Source organism: Vibrio sp. B183, assembly GCF_000740665.1.
In the GTDB taxonomy this organism is placed as follows: domain Bacteria; phylum Pseudomonadota; class Gammaproteobacteria; order Enterobacterales; family Vibrionaceae; genus Vibrio; species Vibrio coralliilyticus.
In genome coordinates this window covers 208,597-226,660 of record NZ_JPQB01000005.1, presented here as the reverse complement: position 1 = coordinate 226,660, position 18,064 = coordinate 208,597, and the positions used below count along the sequence as shown (strand labels likewise).

General features: G+C 45.1%; 16 protein-coding genes. 8 read left to right on the top strand and 8 right to left on the bottom strand.

All coding sequences use genetic code 11. The features are described from left to right. Nucleotides 1-7: 7 nt before the first annotated feature. A complete protein-coding gene (locus IX95_RS06695; protein WP_021458217.1) occupies nt 8-964 on the bottom strand; it encodes an AAA family ATPase in 957 nt (318 codons plus the stop codon). A 356-nt stretch (nt 965-1,320) separates the two neighbouring features. On the opposite strand from IX95_RS06695, the gene IX95_RS06690 reads away from it, so the two are divergent. After that, on the top strand, nt 1,321-3,237 hold the full coding sequence (locus tag IX95_RS06690; protein ID WP_038158087.1) for a methyl-accepting chemotaxis protein: 1,917 nt from the start codon (nt 1,321-1,323) through the stop codon (nt 3,235-3,237). 79 nt (nt 3,238-3,316) lie between these two features. Then, on the top strand, nt 3,317-3,517 hold the full coding sequence (locus IX95_RS06685) for a chromosome segregation ATPase (RefSeq protein ID WP_006960686.1): 201 nt from the start codon (nt 3,317-3,319) through the stop codon (nt 3,515-3,517). 99 nt (nt 3,518-3,616) lie between these two features. Here IX95_RS06685 and IX95_RS06680 read toward each other — a convergent pair whose 3' ends face one another. Next, on the bottom strand, nt 3,617-4,558 hold the full coding sequence (locus tag IX95_RS06680; protein ID WP_038158086.1) for a LysR family transcriptional regulator: 942 nt from the start codon (nt 4,556-4,558) through the stop codon (nt 3,617-3,619). 59 nt (nt 4,559-4,617) lie between these two features. On the opposite strand from IX95_RS06680, the gene IX95_RS06675 reads away from it, so the two are divergent. Next, complete coding sequence (locus IX95_RS06675) at nt 4,618-5,604, top strand: aldo/keto reductase (RefSeq protein ID WP_038158085.1); 987 nt, start codon at nt 4,618-4,620, stop codon at nt 5,602-5,604. A gap of 37 nt (nt 5,605-5,641) precedes the next feature. Here the strand turns inward: IX95_RS06675 and IX95_RS06670 are convergent, their stop codons facing one another. Continuing rightward, the gene (locus IX95_RS06670; RefSeq protein WP_029236081.1) at nt 5,642-6,457 is read right to left on the bottom strand and encodes a restriction endonuclease; all 816 of its coding nucleotides are present in this window, start codon (nt 6,455-6,457) and stop codon (nt 5,642-5,644) included. A gap of 386 nt (nt 6,458-6,843) precedes the next feature. Between IX95_RS06670 and IX95_RS06665 the strand changes: the two genes are divergently transcribed. Next, the gene (locus IX95_RS06665) at nt 6,844-7,764 is read left to right on the top strand and encodes a DMT family transporter (protein WP_038158083.1); all 921 of its coding nucleotides are present in this window, start codon (nt 6,844-6,846) and stop codon (nt 7,762-7,764) included. Here the strand turns inward: IX95_RS06665 and IX95_RS06660 are convergent. From IX95_RS06660 to IX95_RS06650, 3 genes are all read right to left on the bottom strand, one after another. Continuing rightward, nucleotides 7,721-9,034 (bottom strand): sensor histidine kinase, encoded by a 1,314-nt coding sequence (locus IX95_RS06660; protein WP_038158080.1) that lies wholly within the window; start codon nt 9,032-9,034, stop codon nt 7,721-7,723. The two genes, IX95_RS06665 and IX95_RS06660, sit on opposite strands and share 44 nt — an antisense overlap. Next, nucleotides 9,031-9,714, bottom strand: a complete 684-nt coding sequence (locus tag IX95_RS06655) for a response regulator transcription factor (protein WP_038158079.1) — start codon at nt 9,712-9,714, stop codon at nt 9,031-9,033. The genes IX95_RS06660 and IX95_RS06655 overlap by 4 nt, the downstream gene beginning before the upstream one ends. Nucleotides 9,715-9,805: 91 nt before the next feature. After that, nucleotides 9,806-12,040, bottom strand: a complete 2,235-nt coding sequence (locus IX95_RS06650; protein ID WP_038158078.1) for a cytochrome c peroxidase — start codon at nt 12,038-12,040, stop codon at nt 9,806-9,808. 465 nt (nt 12,041-12,505) lie between these two features. On the opposite strand from IX95_RS06650, the gene IX95_RS06640 reads away from it, so the two are divergent. From IX95_RS06640 to IX95_RS06625, 4 genes are all read left to right on the top strand, one after another. Next, nucleotides 12,506-13,195 (top strand): response regulator, encoded by a 690-nt coding sequence (locus IX95_RS06640; RefSeq protein ID WP_019274380.1) that lies wholly within the window; start codon nt 12,506-12,508, stop codon nt 13,193-13,195. A gap of 2 nt (nt 13,196-13,197) precedes the next feature. Next, nucleotides 13,198-14,637 carry a two-component system sensor histidine kinase CreC gene (gene creC, locus IX95_RS06635; RefSeq protein ID WP_038158072.1) on the top strand — a complete coding sequence of 480 codons (1,440 nt, stop codon included), beginning with the start codon at nt 13,198-13,200 and terminating at the stop codon, nt 14,635-14,637. A 73-nt stretch (nt 14,638-14,710) separates the two neighbouring features. After that, nucleotides 14,711-16,060, top strand: a complete 1,350-nt coding sequence (gene creD / locus IX95_RS06630) for a cell envelope integrity protein CreD (RefSeq protein WP_038158071.1) — start codon at nt 14,711-14,713, stop codon at nt 16,058-16,060. Further along, a complete protein-coding gene (locus tag IX95_RS06625; protein WP_235202592.1) occupies nt 16,053-16,538 on the top strand; it encodes a ribosomal maturation YjgA family protein in 486 nt (161 codons plus the stop codon). The genes creD and IX95_RS06625 overlap by 8 nt, the downstream gene beginning before the upstream one ends. A 104-nt stretch (nt 16,539-16,642) precedes the next feature. Here the strand turns inward: IX95_RS06625 and gloA2 are convergent, their stop codons facing one another. Together gloA2 and IX95_RS06615 are read right to left on the bottom strand one after the other, a co-directional pair. Next, nucleotides 16,643-17,035 (bottom strand): SMU1112c/YaeR family gloxylase I-like metalloprotein, encoded by a 393-nt coding sequence (gene gloA2 / locus IX95_RS06620; RefSeq protein ID WP_038158070.1) that lies wholly within the window; start codon nt 17,033-17,035, stop codon nt 16,643-16,645. A gap of 10 nt (nt 17,036-17,045) precedes the next feature. Then, nucleotides 17,046-17,972 (bottom strand): LysR family transcriptional regulator, encoded by a 927-nt coding sequence (locus IX95_RS06615; protein ID WP_038158507.1) that lies wholly within the window; start codon nt 17,970-17,972, stop codon nt 17,046-17,048. Between the last annotated feature and the right edge of the window lie 92 nt (nt 17,973-18,064).

The following is an 18,064-nucleotide window of genomic DNA, read 5'->3' as shown; positions in this document are numbered from 1 at the left end:
GTAACCCTTATGCGCTGCCCACCAGAGACAGAAGGCGGTTAACCACCTGATTGGCACTAATGCCTTCGGCTTGAGCCTGATAGCTGAGCAGAATACGGTGTCTGAGAACAGGAAAAGCCATTGCCTGCACATCCTCTGGTGATACATAGTCACGACCAGAGAGCCAAGCGTGAGCACGAGCACAGCGATCTAACGCGATGGTTGCGCGAGGACTGACTCCCATTTCTATCCAGTTACTCAGTGTTTCGTCATATTGCGTTGGTTGGCGTGTCGCCATAACAAGGCGAATAATATAGTTCTCAACCCCTTCCGCCATGTGGATGTTCAATACTTCCTGACGAGCAGAGAAGATATCTTGTTGAGAGAGGACAGGCGGAGCGACTTTTTCCTCGCCTTTTGCTTCACCGCGATTCAGGCGCAGTATTTCCAGTTCACTTTCTGCATTCGGATAATCCACATTGAGATGCAGTAAAAAGCGATCCAATTGCGCTTCGGGAAGAGGGTAAGTGCCTTCTTGCTCAATTGGGTTTTGCGTCGCCATTACCAGAAACAGCTCTGGCAGTGGGTATGTTTGACGACCAGCGGTGATTTGTTTTTCTGCCATGGCTTCGAGCATGGCAGCTTGAACTTTCGCTGGTGCGCGGTTGATTTCGTCAGCCAAAATCAGAGAGTTAAAAATTGGCCCTGCTTGGAATGTAAATTCGCCCGTTTCCGGACGGAAAATATCAGTGCCAGTTAAATCGGCAGGAAGTAGATCTGGAGTAAATTGGATCCGGTGAAAGTCGCCTTCAATGCAGTCAGCCAATGACTTAACAGCGCGTGTTTTCGCTAATCCAGGAGGGCCTTCAACCAGAATGTGGCCATCGGCTAATAGAGCGACTAAAAGTTGTTTAACAAGTTCAGTCTGACCAATAACTTGGCCTTCCAAGTATTGTTGTAGGGTATGAAATGACTGAGAGTTCATCGATGTCTGTCTCCTCGCTTTTTCACTTAGTGGATTTTGAAGTGAAAAAGTTCATCCATTGACTAATGTTGCGTATTGGATGGTTAATAACTATCCAACTTAGCAGTGCAACATAAGTTCTATTATTTCAGTTGCTTACAATATGGGGATTTTAACCCTTCATGCAAGTGTTCAATATCGAAAAATTGGTTTGCAAATTAGTGCGAAATTGATGACTTATTCAGTAAAGGAATGTATTTTTTGTCCGATATAAAAAAAGTGCGTCACAATTTAATTTGGCTTGCTCTCCTCCTAAGCTAAAAATTAACTGTGATTTCAACTTTCATACAATCATAAAGCGCTATAAGGCAACTCGAATGATGAAACTAAACGCGATCAGTATTAAGCAAAAGGTTGTTGCGGGTATTACTTTTGCTGTTCTTGCTTCAACAATTATTGTCGGAGTGATGGCACAGCGTCAGGCACGTGAGGTCCTCGAACATAGATTAGTAGATATCGAACTACCATCTATGCTGGACCAGATTAAAGGACAAATCGATTACGATGTGACTCAGCTACTGCGCGCCGCCGAGCAGATAGCAAACAATGAATTTATCAAACAAGCGGTCAGTACGACCAACATCGACCCTCAAGTGGAAGCGATGCTGGTTAAAGAGCTCAATAACGTTCGCAATCAATACAATTTGAATGATGCCTCTGTTGCGAACCGTGAAACAGCCTACTACTGGAACCAGAATGGCTTCTTACGTCAGTTGAACCAACAGCAAGACGGATGGTTCTTTGGTTTCACGCAGTCTGGGCAACCTACCATGGTGAGCATGTTTCAGGAATCGACTGGTGAAGTGAAAATGTTCGCTAACTTCCAGTTTGTAAACGGATTCAGCATGTCCGGCTTGTCTAAATCAATGGACGATATGGTTAGATTGCTCAACGGCTTCCAAATCGAAGACACGGGTTTTGTATTCCTGACGGATGCACAAGGACAGGTACAAATTCATCGCCAGAAGGACAAAGCCAGTTCGACCTTATCTCAATTGTATGGAAGCGAAGCTTCTATGCTTTTGAATAAATCTGGCTTCAACCTGATTGAAGCGAGCTACGAAGGCGAGCAAGTTTTCGTTTCGAGCCTATATATTCCTTCAATGGACTGGTTTGTTATCGGTGTAGCACCGGTAAATGAAGTGTTCGCTGACCTTAACTATGTTGCCAAACAGATGACTGTTACTACGATAGTGGTTGCTGCTCTGTTCATCTTCATGGGTTTATTCTTAGCGAACAGCATTACACGCCCAATCAAGTCTATTGCAGCGCGCTTTACCGATCTTGGTCGTGGGGACGGTGACCTTTCACAGCGTATTGAAGTTCAGAGCAGCGATGAAATTGGTCAGTTATCTGAAGGGTTTAACGGCTTTATCGAGAAAATACATGAGTCGATGAAAGAAGTCGCATCAACCAGCGGTGCGCTACAAACCGCCTCTGAAAGTGTTTCCCATAAAGCCAACACGACTCACGATAACAGCCAGATTCAGCGCGACCAAACCATTCAGGTAGTTACGGCGATTAATGAAATGGGCGCAACGATTAGTGAGATTGCATCGAATGCGGCAACCGCTGCAGAAACCGCGAATCAAGCGTCAGATAATACTCAGGTCGGTCAGAATGTTGTTAACAAGGCCAAAGACGCGATCAGTCGTTTGGCTATGGACATAGAGAATACTGGTCAAGTGGTTGAGCAACTGGCATCGACAACACAAGAAATCGGCTCGATTCTTGACGTAATCCGTGATATCTCCGAGCAAACCAACTTGCTGGCATTGAACGCAGCAATCGAAGCAGCGCGAGCGGGTGAGCAAGGGCGTGGTTTCGCTGTGGTTGCGGATGAAGTGCGAAATCTAGCAAGCCGAACCGCAGATTCGACAGAAGAGATCCAGAAGATGATCAACCAACTTCAAAGCGACGCCAAAGATGCGGTAACGGCCATGGAAGCAGGCAAATCTGTCACGCATGAAGGTGTGTCGTCATCGGATGAAGCAGTAGAAGTGCTGGTGAATATTTCTGAGCGAATCCATGATATTTCTGATCGCAACACTCAGGTGGCAACGGCCACGGAAGAGCAATCAACGGTTGTGCATACTATCAACCAAAACATCGAAGAGATTAACGCCATCAACGAAGTAACAACTAGTACGGCGGAAGAACTGGCAGCTGCTAGCTCTGATCTGAAAGAGTTGTCAGAACGTCTTGATCGTATGGTAGGTAGCTTTAAGCTATAAAACCATCCGTGAACTAGAATAACTGGGGCTAAGTGGGTAAACTTAGCCCCAGTTTTTATATTATTAGGTAAGTAATATCATGAGTGATTTTGAAAAAGAGCTAGAGCAAATGTCTCAGGAGATGAGTGACGAGCCTGAGGTAGCGCTTCCATCACTTGAAGAGCAAAAAGCTATCGCGGCAGAGCTGAAAAAACTTGAAGAAGCCGGCGAGCTAACGCCAGAAATCCTGGAACAGTACTTCGGCAAGTTTTACTCGAAAACCGATAAGCCAGTGCACTAGAAACTAAGTATTCAATAAAAGCCGCATTAAGCGGCTTTTTTGTATTCGATGGGCTTGCTAGTTACAACAGGTACTCATTGGCTTTTCGGTAACCTATTTTCACTTTCCAAACTCCAATGATTCCTGATTTTCATAAATTAGCTCGCTCAAGAAATCAGCGACCACTCTTATCCGTCTTGAGTGTGCTAAATCTGAGTGAATCGCGAGCCAGATAGGTTGATTACAACCCACCTCATTTTCAATGCAGATGAGACCTTGTTGTTTAGCGATGAAGTGAGGAAGAATTGAGAGCCCAAGGCCAGCATGAACGGCACTGAACTGCGCGGACAAACTGGACGTAGCAAGCTTGCAAGTTCTGCCACGTAGTGTTTTTTGAATCCATTGTGCAGCAGGAAGGTGTTGCTGAGTTTCCGTCCAGCCAATGAAGTCATCATTAACATAGGGATTTGTCTGCTTTGAACGAGGTCTTCTGTTTAAATAACTTTCAGAGCCGTAAAGCCCAAAACCTAAATCTCCTAAACGACGGATAGTTACATTTCCTCTCTCTGGCCTAATCATACGTATAGCCATATCAGCATCTCTTCGATGCAAGTTGACGGTTGAAACACTGGTTTCCACTTCTACATTGAGCCCATCATGCTTGCTGAGTAGATTTGGTAAGGCCGGAATGATCAAATGATCAGCCAGTCCTTGTGCGGTTGCTAAACGAACGTGGCCTGAAACCCCATCATCCGTACCTTGTGCCGCAGAGCCAAACGCATATCCGGCTTGTTCCAGAGCTTCTGCTTGAGGAATTAGTGACAGCCCTTCATCGGTAAGTTTGTATCCTAGTTGGTCACGCACGAACAACCGCAGTTCAAGCGCATTTTCTAAGCGTTCGAGCCGACGAGTCGCTGTCGCAATGCCAATTCTTAGTGTTTTGGATGCGCCACTTAGTGTTCCTGCTCTCGCTATGGCCAAGAAGACTCGTGCATCATCCCAGTTGAGTCTACTGTGTTTGTTATTTCCGAATTCGGAAAACTGATTGTGTTTTTTGGCCATATGAACCTCCTTTTTAGGAGAGCATACTGTGAACAACACAACAAACCAAGGAAATTTAGATGATGGAAAAACGTATCTTGGGAAATGGCTTAGAAGTATCTGCGATCGGCCTAGGTTGCATGGGAATGAGTGAATTCTATGGGCCCAGAAATGATCAAGAATCAATAGAGGTATTGAATAAAGCTGTTGATCTAGGGTGTACGCTTTTGGACACAGCAGATACTTATGGTGACCATCATAACGAGGAACTGATTGGTCGATTCTTAAGGACTCGTCGCAGTAACGTAAAAGTGGCAACCAAGTGTGGCATTGTACGTGAGCCGGGAGAATACAAACGACGTATTGATAACAGCCCGGATTACATAAGAAAGGCCTGTGAAGGCTCACTGCGTCGGCTCGGCGTTGAGTGTATTGATCTCTATTACATTCACCGCTTAGATCCTAATGCATCTATTGAAACTACAATGGAGACGCTTAGTGATCTAGTTTCTGCTGGGAAAATCGCACATATTGGGCTCTCTGAAGTGAGCGCAAACACGCTGAGGCGAGCACATGCAATACATCCAGTAACGGCGGTTCAGACGGAATATTCACTTTGGACTCGAGATGTGGAAGCTGAAATTTTGCCCACTTGTCGTGAACTCGGTATTGGATTCGTGCCATATTCGCCGTTAGGACGCGGATTTCTGACTGGGAATATTCAGTCAGAAAAGGACTTCGCCCAGAGCGATGCTCGCAAAGCACTTCCACGCTTCACGTCTGAAAATTTAAAGGCTAATCAACCGCTATCCGACGCGGTAAAACAGTTGGCAGTTGAGAAAGAATGTACTTCAGCCCAAATAGCTTTAGCTTGGTTGCTTGCCCAAGGTAAAAACATAGTACCGATTCCGGGTACGAAGCGACTTAAATACTTGGAGGATAACCTTGGAGCGGTGAATATTGAGTTAACGGCTCAGGACCATAAAATGCTGGAACGAGCCATCAACAATTTTAAACCTGTGGGTGATCGTTATACTTCTGAGGGTATGAAAGGAGTTAATGCCTAGCGCTACTCTTAATGCTATCAGCCACGTTTTTAATCGGTTAGGTGTTTAAAGTAAATCGACATTTAGGAAAAGAGGAGCAGCCATAAAATTGTTTGCCTGAATTCTTGCCTTTCCTTGCAGTCCGGAGTACTAATTCTGACTGGCATTTAGGACACAGGACGCTATTTTCGTCGTGTTTTGATGGTTCGGATGACGACCGGTCAATGAAGTAGCGTCCATCTTCTACCATGTTCACTAGTTCATCGCCGCATATTAACCAAAAGCGTTTGTCTGCGGCAAATCGGATTGCTTCAGAAGTGAAGTGGCCGGAGGTTACGATGATCATCTGTTTGCCCTGATTAGCCAGCATAACACCGTACATTTCTCTCAGTACCTGAACGCCAACCTTTCTACTTTTCCAATGTTTACACTGTACTAAGCTCACGTCTCCATTTTTGGTAAGCCATATATCGACTCCATCGTCGGGTGCCGAAGAGAGTGCTTGTTTTACGTGATAACCCTGGTGTTTAAAAAACTCTCCTATGTAACTCTCGAACTCAATCCAGCTCAAGTCATTTAATGCAGCAGTGGATCGTTGAGATTTAAGTTGTGCAGTGGTTCGGCTGTACCTCTGCTTTCTGTTACGTTGAGCAATCAATGAGATTGGAGCGGGTATCAGAAACAAAAAGCCAAACAAAGGCGCTAGATTTGGCAAGTTGGGTCCAATTGCATTCAGAATAAAGTTATCTGTGGATGCAAAGATTCTTGGTAAGACGCTGGCAAGTCCAAAATAGGTGATAAGAGACATTGTGACGCTGACCCACCAAGGTGCACTACACAAGTGAATCAGAATGCTGTCATTTCTTTTAGCCATAAGTTTATTAATGATTGTTGAAGCTTAAGAACATATTCAACCACATGCACTATTGTGTGTCTGGCTATAGCACGCACAAAAGCGCGATACATTGTTTTTCACACATTACTTTGAAGCTTGTATTGGATTGATTTATGTCTTTTGGTCGACATCTAAAGCGATGGTAATAATTAATATCCCTGTTAAAAATAATGATATTACTGTGGTGTCATTATGTAGTATTTATTTCTAAATTATTCGATTATAAGAAATTAATTTCTCTATTTAAGACTATTTCTAGATTTAAAGGCAAAAAATTTCTCTGGTGAACTCCGTATACTGTGCTACATCATTAATGCTCTACAAGCTGATGATTTACAACAATTATTAAATGAGTAGTAGTCACCATGAATTCGAAGTCTCTAACTTTTCTACTTTTTGTTTCTGTTTGCTTGATATGGGGAACCACTTGGTTCGCTATGGAAGTGGCGTTGCACTCTATTCCGCCGATTTTTGCTACCGCGTTACGCTTTCTATTTGCTGCTCCACTTTTAGCTGTACTGGCTAAAGTGTTTGGTCAACCATTACTGTTTCCGAAAGGGAAGGGGCAGTGGGTGATCATTGTAGCGCTGATGTACTTTGCGATTCCTTTCACTTTGATGATCTATGGTGAGCAATATATCTCCTCCGGTTTGGCTTCCATCATCTTTGCTAACATGCCCGTTGCTGTGATGTTGATGTCTGGTTTGTTCCTTGGGCTGCGACTTGCAAAGCATCAGGTGTTTGGGCTTATCGCGGCGGTGATCAGCTTGTGTTTAATACTGGGTAATGAAATGCAGATGGGTGGCTCCGACTACCTGATTGGTACGGCATCTCTAGGATTGGCTGTTGCGATTCATGCGGTTATGTACGTGCTTGTTCAAAAACATTGTAAGGACATCCAAGTACTCACCTACAATGCATTGCCGTGTTTGGTGGCTTCCGTCTTATTGTTCGCCGTGTCTTCTATGGGTGAGCATGTTGATGTGCAATCCTTTACTTGGGATTCGATCTCTGCAGTTGTTTATTTAGGTTTGATAGCTAGCGTTGGCGGGATTGTCGCTTACTTTAAGCTTGGCCAGGTATCTACACCATTTCAGGCGTCAATCTGCTTTCTGATATTTCCTGTAGTTGCACTGTTTATTTCTGCATATATCAATGGTGAGATGTTGTCTCACCAATCACTGGCTCTGATGCTGCCCTTGCTGTGTGGCATTTTGTTGACGAAAGCACCTAAAACTTGGTTTAAAGTGCGCTTTGCTCGCAAAGAACGTCATCCAAACCTTTAGTCAACATAAGGTTTGGTTCCCCAATCGATAGAGATGCACGGCATTGGCCGTGTGTCTTTTCAAATCTGAAGCCCCACCTGAGTTGTCTACATAAGCGCTTAACAAGCATTAAACCAAGGCCAAAACCTGACTTGTCCGGATAGTGCTCGTAATAATCAGAGTACTCTTTGTTGATGATCTGAATGCTTCCTTGTTGCTGGATAATCGTAATTACACCTTCATGGGTGTGCTGTACGGCATTACGCAATAGATTGGCAGCTATCATCTGAATGGCTGCGTAAGGAAGGTTAGCTTTATAGCTATCGGTATGGATTTGAATTTCAATGTTTTTGGCTTGGGTTAAATAACTTAGGTTTTCTATTTCAGAATGCAGTACTGACGAGAGGGCAACAAATTGAGTGGTTAGCTGAGAATGCTCCGCTTTGTTGAGCCAAAGTAACGTGTCGCAGAGTTCAGCCATGCAGAGGCTCGCGTCCTTTATACGTTGCTTCGCATTGTGGCTCTTTTCTTCCCACTGTTTTTCGACTTTATCCATCAATTCTACACTGCTTCGAATAACCGCAATCGGTGTGCGCAACTCATGGCTGGCGTAACGCAAAAACTCCTGCTCACGTTTGAGCGAGGCTTCGGTTTTACGCAAGCTATCAAGAATAATCTGAGCAAGTGTATTTAACTCTTCATATTGGAAGTTTGGTGGTGCACTACTTATGTTGGCGGAATCCAGTTGTCTAGCCCACTGATAAAGGTGTTGAATGGGTTTAGTGGCTGAGTACATAAACATGAACAGCATCATTAGAAAGAAACTTAATGCGAAAGCACCGAAAAGAATGGCCTGAATTTCGGGTGTCTCAAACCAATTTTGCGGAGGAGCATTTGGTGGTTCTTTGAAATGATGAGCCACGTAATGCACTTTACCATCAGGTTTCGTAATCAACATCACATACACGGATTCGGTTGGTCTTGATAACGGACTAGCTCGATCTGATTTATGGTGGATCTGGTTTGGGGAGAGCAGGTCACGATCGAAGTGGCGGCGAATTTCTATGGGTAACTGATGCCACTTTGAGGTTTTTATGAAACGCGGGCTTTGCTCAACGCTTTCCGACTCACTTTTGTGGGCAACCTCAAGCAGAGCGCCTTTTATCATGTTGTCGTGACTATTAAAAAAGTGCAGCAACCATAGCGTAGACATTAGTGTCACGAGAATGAGCGCAGTGGCAAATAGCATGGCGATCATAGAGTGCTTTAAGCTCGATATTTTAAATCTCATTGACTCTCACTATCTGTATCCTGCAACTTAAATCCTTGTTTGTTTACTGATACAACGCAGACGCTGCTACTGTGTTGAGATAATGCTTTGCGCAGATAGTGGATGTGGACTTTGAGAGAGTTACTGTTAGGTGCTCGGTCTTCCCAGATTGCTAGGTTAAGAGATTGACGTGTGATTGAGTGCGGATAAGCACGAATCAAGTGTTCTAGGATAATTAGGCTGGTGGGAAGAAGCTTGATTGGTTGGTTGTCGATATACGCTTGATTTTCTTGGGTGCAGAATACGATATTGCCCGCTTTGAATCGGATCAGTTGACCACTTTTTCTGGTGGCTAGTGCTTTGGTTCTGGCGACCAATTCTGCCATAGCAAAGGGCTTGGCGAGGTAATCATCAGTACCCACCTTGAAACCTGTCAGTTTGTCTTCGAGTTGGCTTCGGGCGGTCAACATAATGATCGGAACTGCTACTCCTTGAGTGCGAAGTCGTTCACATACGCTAAAGCCATCGAGTCGAGGAAGATTGACGTCTAGGATGATGACCTGATACTGATTTTTTTCGATCAGGTTGAGTGCTGTTTCGCCATTATTGGCGTAATCGCATGTGATGTTTTCGAGCTCTAGAAAATCAATGATATTACCCGCCAAGCGTGAATCATCTTCAACTAGTATTGTGTTGATCATAAGTTTCCAAATTGAGATTAGTAGAATGAGTGAAAGCCAAGCCATTAAATGGCTTGGCTGTAATTAACGTTACTGCCTACAAAGCAATGCTTTATTGTTGTGTGGATATATCAAGTTGCAGCGATGTGCCCTGATTGAGTCCATCTCCAGCCGCAAGAATGAAGTACCAGCCGGGTATGGGTGAATCTATTCTCAGGTATTCGTTATTGTCTGCGCTGCGAGATGAAAACTCGAATTGGCTTGTACTTGGCCAATAAGGACCGACATATAAGTCGGTATTACCTGAACCGTGTCTTGTTCTGACTTCCAGAGTGCTATTGGGCTCTGTAACCTTGATGAAATAGTAATTGTCACCTTGTGCAGTGCAGACTGGAGTACCGCTTTGTAATTCTCCAAGTGAAACAGGAGAAGAGGTCACACATTCATCTGAGATTGCTTTTGGATGTTCACCTGGCTCTTTATCGGCGCGGCGTGTACCCAAAGCGATAGAAACCCCTTGATACCCCTGCTGTGAGATGGCGCTGACGTAGTGACGGCCCTGATTAAGTGTGATGATAAGAACTTGTTCTGTACCTTCACCAATCGACTCCGCTAACGCATTCTGTTTGGAGGCCCAACTTGTAGGGTGGTAATAGAGCTTGAGATCGCCTTGACCATCTCGGCTGCTCAGATAGACAGTAGTGTTATCTTGTTGAATATCAAAGTAAAAGTGTTCCATTGAGCCAGCAATGCATTCACCTTGATCTCTTGTCAGCTTCCCACCAGACTGAAGGGTTTCACCTTCGGAACACTTGGATGGCAGGTAAAGAGGAACCCCTTGATAGTTAATCGCTGCCAGTTGAAGTCCATCAGGATCGGATTCTTCTGGTTGAGGTATCCAAGCTTGCAAGCACTCCGCGCTTTTCACACAGGGATCGGTAAGTGCTTTCATAAAATTAACCAGATCGGTCTTCGATTGATCTGACAGGTTTAGCTTTTGCAAGACGGGTGCGCCATCTGCTATCTCATCGTCAATGATCTTCGCGGCTTTATCCGTGTTCTCTCTAGCGTCAGGAAACAAGTTGTTGCAATGTTCGATGTCTTTAAACTGAGGTTGTTCGCACCAGCCTAGCTCGTCAATATATTGGTCAAGTATTTGGTGATAATCGTCATAATGATCAATGACTTGTTCTAGGGTGTCGTAGTTCCCTGCGTGCCCAAATGGACCAGTGACTTCAATGTTTAACAGGGTGCCTGAGCGAAAGCTGTAGATATCGGCTTCACTTTCGTTTCGATGGGCTCGACCTAAGTCATTTGTTTCCATACCTGGCTCTCCGGTTCCGGGGCCGATTTGCGGGAAGGCTAGGCGGTGATAGTTTGAGTCTTTGGTTTGACTGAAAGTGTCTGTGTTGTGGCAGCCAATGCACTGTGTAGGCAAAAAGTCGGGCTCATTCCCTCCATCAGATGGGGGAGGTGGCATGTACAAATACAGGTAGGCTCCACGCTTCTGTGATGTCGTAAGTGCAGACGAGTCACCTTTCACGTACTGGTTCCAAGCATTGTCGGTAAAGTTCATCGACTCTTGGTACGCAGAGAGTGCTCGAGTAATGTTGGCAAAGGTTACAAGCTCCTGAGGTGACTTATCGTCTCCGTAAACAGAAGCGAATTTCTCCAGCCACTGGTTTCTAAATAATTCGCCTTTGGCGTCGCCATAATCGCCAATTCTTGCCGCTAGATGCGCTCTCACTGCCTCATTAGATGCATCTTGCATGAAATCAAAACCGCGCATTTCAGATGCAGTAACCGGTGGAAAGCGAGCTTGAGCGGATAAAAGGGTATCTCCAGAATTTGGGTCAGCTTCACCAAATGCAACATCGGGAGTACTGATCCCTTTTGATGGATCAAGCCAGTCAACAAACTCGACACGAGCATCACGGAACAAACTGCGTTTGTATAAACCAGCGTTGAAGATCGTTGGCGTGTTGCGTGCTACGTAGAATTCACCGGTGGTTGTTTTCCGACCAGGGCCGAGCACATCTTCATTTTCAGCCAGTGTTCCTACTGCGAGTGATAATCCATCGCCCCCACCAAGGTAAGGGTGATGACAACTTGCGCAAGCAACGTCTTTGTTACCACTTAGTGCTTTGGAGAAAAATAAGAGTTTTCCTAATTTCACTTCTTTTGAATCTACACAGGGTATTTCAAAGCCTTTGTTTGGCTCGCCTGTGAGGCTGTGTTGCTCAATCAGTTTACGAAGTTCAGTATCCAGATCATCAGGGATTGGAATGGCCATCGCATGGGATGCCAGCCCCAAAGTTAGGGCCAGTAGACAAGCATGTTTTCTCATTGTTCGCTTCCATGTGTGCAGTATTGGCCGGATGTTAGGAAAGAGAGGGTTAAAAACGGGTTAAAATGGCTGGAACCGAACGTCTTTTTGCTATGTGACTTTATTAAATGGGATGCATATCAAGGTTAAGGTGTGCTGAATCCCGCTGGGAGTAGGAAAGTTTGTGGTGTTTGGTGCTCGAAATCTTAATGAGTAAAAGGTATAACGTGGTTCTTGTATCTAGTTGTCTTATGAGCCGTTCTAGCGGCTATTCTCATGTTTAAGGAAGTACCTATGTTCATTGTTTATCGCCTTTTCAAACTGGCGGTTATTTGTGCCGTATTTTTCACCATTTATGATTTGATCGAAATGGGCAAGGTGACCTGGCCTATGCGCTTCTTTGGTTTTTAAACTATTCACAATAATGATTGTCTGTAATCATGTATCAGTCATAGTACGGAAACGTAGCTGCGCGGAGTTGAAACATTGAACGACAAAACAACGATCGTCATTATTGAGGATGAACCTGCCATTGCAGACAATTTAATTCATGTTCTCGAAATGGATGGCTATCAGCCGGCGTGGTTTTCAACGGCAGGTGAAGGGCTGACGTTCATTAAACAGAGTGAGCCCGCGCTGCTGGTACTTGATGTCGGCTTACCCGATGGCAATGGATTCGAACTCTGCAAAACCATTCGTGAGTTTTCTGATGTACCCATCATTTTCCTGACGGCGAGAAATGACGAAATCGATCGCGTTGTGGGCTTGGAAATTGGCGCCGATGACTATGTCACTAAGCCTTTTAGTCCAAGGGAAATGTTGGCGCGAATCAAACTGCGCATCAAATCACGCCCGACGACAACCCAATCTCCGAATGAACAAGAGATTGATGGTGGCCTAAAGGCAGATAACTTTGATTACAGCGTTGATGGCCAGCCACTGGGTTTGACCGCTGTCGAATTTAAGATCCTAAGCAAACTCATTGCCGTATCCAGCTGTGTTTTGAGTCGTGAGCAGTTGATGCTCGCCGCTGACATGACACCGCATGCATCTTACGAGCGTAATATCGACTCCCACATTAAAGCGATACGCAGCAAGCTGAAGCCTTTCTCGATGGCTGATCGTATATGCACCAAGCGTGGCTTCGGTTACTACTTCGATAAAGCGGGTGAGTAACGATGCAATGGCCTAAAATCCCACTCGGATTAAGACTGTTTTTTCTGTATTTCGTTCTTGTCGGTATGACGGCCTACACCGTGAGTACCACTGTGATTCAGGAGCTTAAACCGACGGTTCGTCAAACGACTGAAGAAACGCTAGTGGACATGGCCAATCTCTTGGCTGTGCTTGCAGAAGAAGACGTGGCGAATGGTCAGATTTCAGAAAGTCGATTCTCTAAACTGCTTACTGCGTATGGCTTAAGAGAACCAGAAGCACGTATCTGGGAAATCGGCAAAAAGGCGATCAATCATCGTATTTACATCACAGACAAAGATGGGATTGTGATTGCAGACTCATGGCAACAAGATGTCGGAGAAGATTATTCGAGATGGAATGATGTTTATCTGACGCTGCGCGGCCAATATGGTGCGCGAAGCACTGCTGAAGACCCAGATGATCCTCTATCAACGGTGATGCATGTCGCGGCTCCCATCTATCACAAAGGCGAAATCATTGGCAGCGTGACAGTGGCAAAGTTCAACCGATCGGTTCAGCCATTTATTGACCTCTCAAAGCGAAACGTTTTGTTCTGGATGATTTGGATGAGTGGCCTAGTGCTACTGGCCGGTGCTTTATTTGCTTGGCGCATTCACTCAGCACTGAATAAGTTGGAAAACTACGCAGTGAAAATGGGTCAGGGTGAGAAGGTCACTAAGCCAACATTTCGCGTGTTTTATGAATACGGCACCTTGAGTGATGCGCTAGAAAACATGCGTAATCAACTCGATGGCAAGCAGTATGTCGAAGAGTATGTGCAAACCTTAACCCATGAACTCAAGAGCCCGCTTTCTGCCATTAAGGGAGCCAGCGAAATATTGCAGATGCCTTTATCTGGCGAAAAAGTGGCACGATTTGCGACTAACATAGAGCGTGAAAGCGATCGGATGCAGTCTTTGATCGACAAGCTATTGGAGCTAGCCCGACTGGAGAAGCAACCACATTTAGATAAGCAGGAATCAATCAACATCAAGGTTATGCTCGACGAGATCGTATCGGCTTCAGATGCGCGGCTCAATGCCAAAGGAGTGGCATGTGAAGCGTCAATTAGCTCTGACTTTGAGCCTGTCGGTGATAGCTTTATGTTCCAACAGGCGCTGTTTAATCTCATGGACAATGCGCTTGATTTTGTTGAGTGCAACGGTTTGATTCTTTGGCAGTACTCACAGTCAGGTGAACAAGTCGCTTTGTCGATATTTAACGCAGGCCCACCGATTCCCGATTACGCAATGCCTCGACTCACAGAACGGTTTTACTCGCTTGCACGTCAAAATGGCGTGAAAAGCACTGGGCTAGGGCTAAATTTTGTGGAGCAGGTCGTCAAGCTACACAAAGGCTCATTGCTTATCGAGAACGTAGAACAAGGCGTCAAAGTCACCTTGAGCTTTCCTTCTCCATAAAAACTCCATAAACGCTCCATCTTTTCTCCAACTTGCTGTTTTACAGTTAAAACATCAGTTAAGGAGAAGAAAAATGAAGAAAATCCTCAATAATCAACTCGGCATGAAGTTTGGCTTTGTGCTGTTTTTGTTTGTCTTGCTACAAATTCCAGTATCTATGGTCAGTGGCCTTGTTTCTGAGCGTTCATATCGCCAACAAGAAGTTAGAGATGAGATTGCACGCAGCAGCAGTGGTGAACAGCGCATTATTGGCCCGTTTATCGCGATTGATTTCACGGAAACTGTTCGTCGTGAAGACAGAACTTACAACGTTGAGCGTCAAGCTTACATTTTGCCAAACACTTTTGATATGTCTGCTCATCTGGAAAGTTTCGAGAAATATCGTGGTATCTACAAAGCTCGCTTGTACAAAGCGCAAAGTGCGCTCAAAGGATCCTTTGATCTGTCAGCATTGCACGAGTTTGAGCGATATAAGATCGAACAAATTAAAATGGTGGTTGGCGTAAAAGACAGCCGTGGACTAGTGAAATTGGATCAAATGAAGCTGGGAGGCGAGGCGTTTGACGTTGTGCCGGGAACCAGTATCAAGCAACTGGCTCAAGGGTTTCATACTCAGCTAAATGTAGCGCATTTAGACCTTTCTAAGCCCCTCGATTTTGATCTTAACTTCTTATTGCAGGGGATGGGAAAGCTTCAGGTAACACCTATCGGGAAAACCACAACCGTGGAATTGTCTTCAGAGTGGCCGCATCCGAGCTTCATCGGTGATTACCTGCCGATAGAATCAACCGTGTCTGAATCTGGGTTCAACGCTCAATGGGCGAGTAATAACTTTTCATCCAATATCACGCAGCTGTTTAAAAACTGCATGGAAGATGAGTCGTCCTGTTATGAGTTGGAACAGCGTCAAATGGGTGTTGACCTGATTGATCCGGTTGATCATTATCTCAAATCGCATCGTGCTATTAACTACTCGCTTTTAGTTATTACGCTCGTGTTCGCCAGCTTCTTTTTGCTCGAGTTATTTCAGGCTCGCCCCGTTCACCCCGTTCAATACGGTTTTGTGGGTCTCGCTCTGGCGCTGTTCTATCTATTGCTGATTTCACTCAGTGAACATACCGGTTTTAATTGGGCTTATGTTATCTCTGTGTTGGCTTCTACCTGCCTACTGAGTGTCTATGTAGGCGGTATGTTGGACAATACCAAGCACGGTACAGTATTTGGTGTGAGTTTATTGTGTCTATACGGACTACTCTTCGGGCTACTTCAGGCTGAAAGCTACGCACTCCTGATGGGGACGTTATTGTGCTTCGTGATTCTCAGTTTCGTGATGGTGATAACCAGAAACGTAGATTGGTATGAACGCAGTAAAAAAGCCGTAGAGAGAGCGAGCGACGAACAAACGGGTAGTACAGATGCGTAACACGAAGTCGCATGAAATTAGTCAGAGCCGTAATTGCGGCTCTTCTTCCCGCATTAATGTCCGTTTTTCGAAATATCACGCTCTGGTGAGTTTGATGATGTTTGTCGTGCTGATTTTTATTGCTGGTTATGTTCGGGACAGTTTCATCAGGCCGACGTTTGGAGATGTCCTGGTTGTGGTGTGGCTCTACTACACCATAGCGTTAGTGATTCGAATTGATCCTAAGGTTTTAGCAATGCTGGTGGTCGGGATTGCAACTTTGGTTGAGCTTAGTCAGTACTCTCAGTTGGCACAATGGTTGGGGGTTGACCCTACTTCTCCGCTTTACGTTGTTCTGGGAGCGACTTTTGACTGGAAGGACTTGTTTGCGTATGGCGTGGGAGGTGTTCTTTGTGTGATTTTGGAGAGCGGATTGTTCTACAGGGATGGCGCTCTATCATCTGACGTGAAACGAGGGAAAGTTGATGAATCATCTTAAACCTCGCCGGATCGTCAAAAAGCGAGTCCGGCGCAGTTTGCTTGAGAAAGTGTTTATATGGTCTCGTAAGCAAGGGCATCGTGAGCGAGTAGTCGCTAATCGAGCTATTTAGTTTGTGCCTGATAAATCTCAAGCGGCAACCCGTCTGGATCTTGGAAAAAAGTAAAGGCTTTTCCGGTGAATTCATCAATGCGCACAGGCTCCACCTCAATCCCTTTGCTTTCGAGATAGCTTTTGACGTCTTCAACACTATCGACTTCAAAGGCGAGATGGCGAAGGCCTTGTGCTTCTGGGAAGCTAGGTCTTTCTGGAGCGCCGGGAAAGCTGAACAGTTCAATTTGCGAGCCATCAGGAAGCTCTAAATCGAGCTTGTAAGAACTTCTCGCCTCTCGGTAGTTTTCGGCTAGGATTTTCAACCCCAACACTTGAGTATAAAAGCGCTTAGATACTGGGTAATCAGAGCAAATAATCGCAACGTGATGAATTTTATTAAACATAGGGTTCTCGTTATTTGCTGGCGAGTTTATCGCCTAATACTTGACTGATGTAATCAATAAAGACACGTAGGCGAGCGGGCATGTATTTGGTTTGCGGGTACTGCATAGCGACTGCGCCATGGTAGTTACTTTTGATCGTCCAATCTGAAAGAACGGGTACAACTTGTTTCTTTTCTATGGCTTCTGCGATGACAAAATCATGGAAGATGCCAATACCGAGCGCATTTTTCACACCAGTGAGGCGCATTTGTGAGTGGTTAACCGCATAGCGACCTGAGACCGTCATCGAATGGAATTCGTCGTCTTTAAAGAAGTCCCAGACATTATCTCGCTCAGTTTCGGCCAAATACAAGCAGTCATGATGCTGTAGATCAGTCGGGTGGGATGGCATACCACGTTTATCTATGTATTCAGGGCTGGCACAAAGGACAAGGTTCGTTTTTCCGATTTCCTTAAGTACCAAGTTTTCATCGGGTTTATCGGTGAGTTTGAACGCAACATCGATCCCGTCTCTGAGTAGATCGATCTCGCCATCAGCGACACGTAGCTTCAACTGAATATCCGGATACTGCTGTAAAAACGGCACAACAAAAGGCTGTAAAACGGAGTTGAGGAAAGCTTCTGGTGCTGCAATGGTAAGAGAGCCTGTCGCTTGTTTGTGATCGGTTGTTGATAGCTCCCAAGCTTGCTGGGCGGCGTTTACCATCACAATCGCCTGATCATAAACTTGCTGCCCAGTGGGCGTGATAACGAGTTTTCGTGTCGTGCGCTCAAACAGCTTTACGGACAGGGCTGACTCAAGCCGAGTGATCAATTTACTCAGTGCGGAAGGGGTCACATCGAGCTTTTTTGCGGCAGCAGTAAAGCTACCCTCATCAACGATCAAAATGAAGGATGCAAGATCTGGGAGCAAAGCGATAAGTTTTGAATTAACCAAATTGAAACCGTGATATGTCTTTAAATTGAGAATTAAATCGGTTGTTAATGAATTGTTGAATCGATAAGGTGGCGAAATGTTAAACAGCAAGA

What these genes read in the sequence shown, in the direction of transcription:
- IX95_RS06695 (WP_021458217.1), bottom strand. Translation starts at nt 964, where the DNA reads ATGAACTCTCAGTCATTTCATACCCTACAACAATACTTGGAAGGCCAA.
- IX95_RS06690 (WP_038158087.1), top strand. Translation starts at nt 1,321, where the DNA reads ATGATGAAACTAAACGCGATCAGTATTAAGCAAAAGGTTGTTGCGGGT.
- IX95_RS06685 (WP_006960686.1), top strand. Translation starts at nt 3,317, where the DNA reads ATGAGTGATTTTGAAAAAGAGCTAGAGCAAATGTCTCAGGAGATGAGT.
- IX95_RS06680 (WP_038158086.1), bottom strand. Translation starts at nt 4,558, where the DNA reads ATGGCCAAAAAACACAATCAGTTTTCCGAATTCGGAAATAACAAACAC.
- IX95_RS06675 (WP_038158085.1), top strand. Translation starts at nt 4,618, where the DNA reads ATGATGGAAAAACGTATCTTGGGAAATGGCTTAGAAGTATCTGCGATC.
- IX95_RS06670 (WP_029236081.1), bottom strand. Translation starts at nt 6,457, where the DNA reads ATGGCTAAAAGAAATGACAGCATTCTGATTCACTTGTGTAGTGCACCT.
- IX95_RS06665 (WP_038158083.1), top strand. Translation starts at nt 6,844, where the DNA reads ATGAATTCGAAGTCTCTAACTTTTCTACTTTTTGTTTCTGTTTGCTTG.
- IX95_RS06660 (WP_038158080.1), bottom strand. Translation starts at nt 9,034, where the DNA reads ATGAGATTTAAAATATCGAGCTTAAAGCACTCTATGATCGCCATGCTA.
- IX95_RS06655 (WP_038158079.1), bottom strand. Translation starts at nt 9,714, where the DNA reads ATGATCAACACAATACTAGTTGAAGATGATTCACGCTTGGCGGGTAAT.
- IX95_RS06650 (WP_038158078.1), bottom strand. Translation starts at nt 12,040, where the DNA reads ATGAGAAAACATGCTTGTCTACTGGCCCTAACTTTGGGGCTGGCATCC.
- creC (WP_038158072.1), top strand. Translation starts at nt 13,198, where the DNA reads ATGCAATGGCCTAAAATCCCACTCGGATTAAGACTGTTTTTTCTGTAT.
- creD (WP_038158071.1), top strand. Translation starts at nt 14,711, where the DNA reads ATGAAGAAAATCCTCAATAATCAACTCGGCATGAAGTTTGGCTTTGTG.
- IX95_RS06625 (WP_235202592.1), top strand. Translation starts at nt 16,053, where the DNA reads ATGCGTAACACGAAGTCGCATGAAATTAGTCAGAGCCGTAATTGCGGC.
- gloA2 (WP_038158070.1), bottom strand. Translation starts at nt 17,035, where the DNA reads ATGTTTAATAAAATTCATCACGTTGCGATTATTTGCTCTGATTACCCA.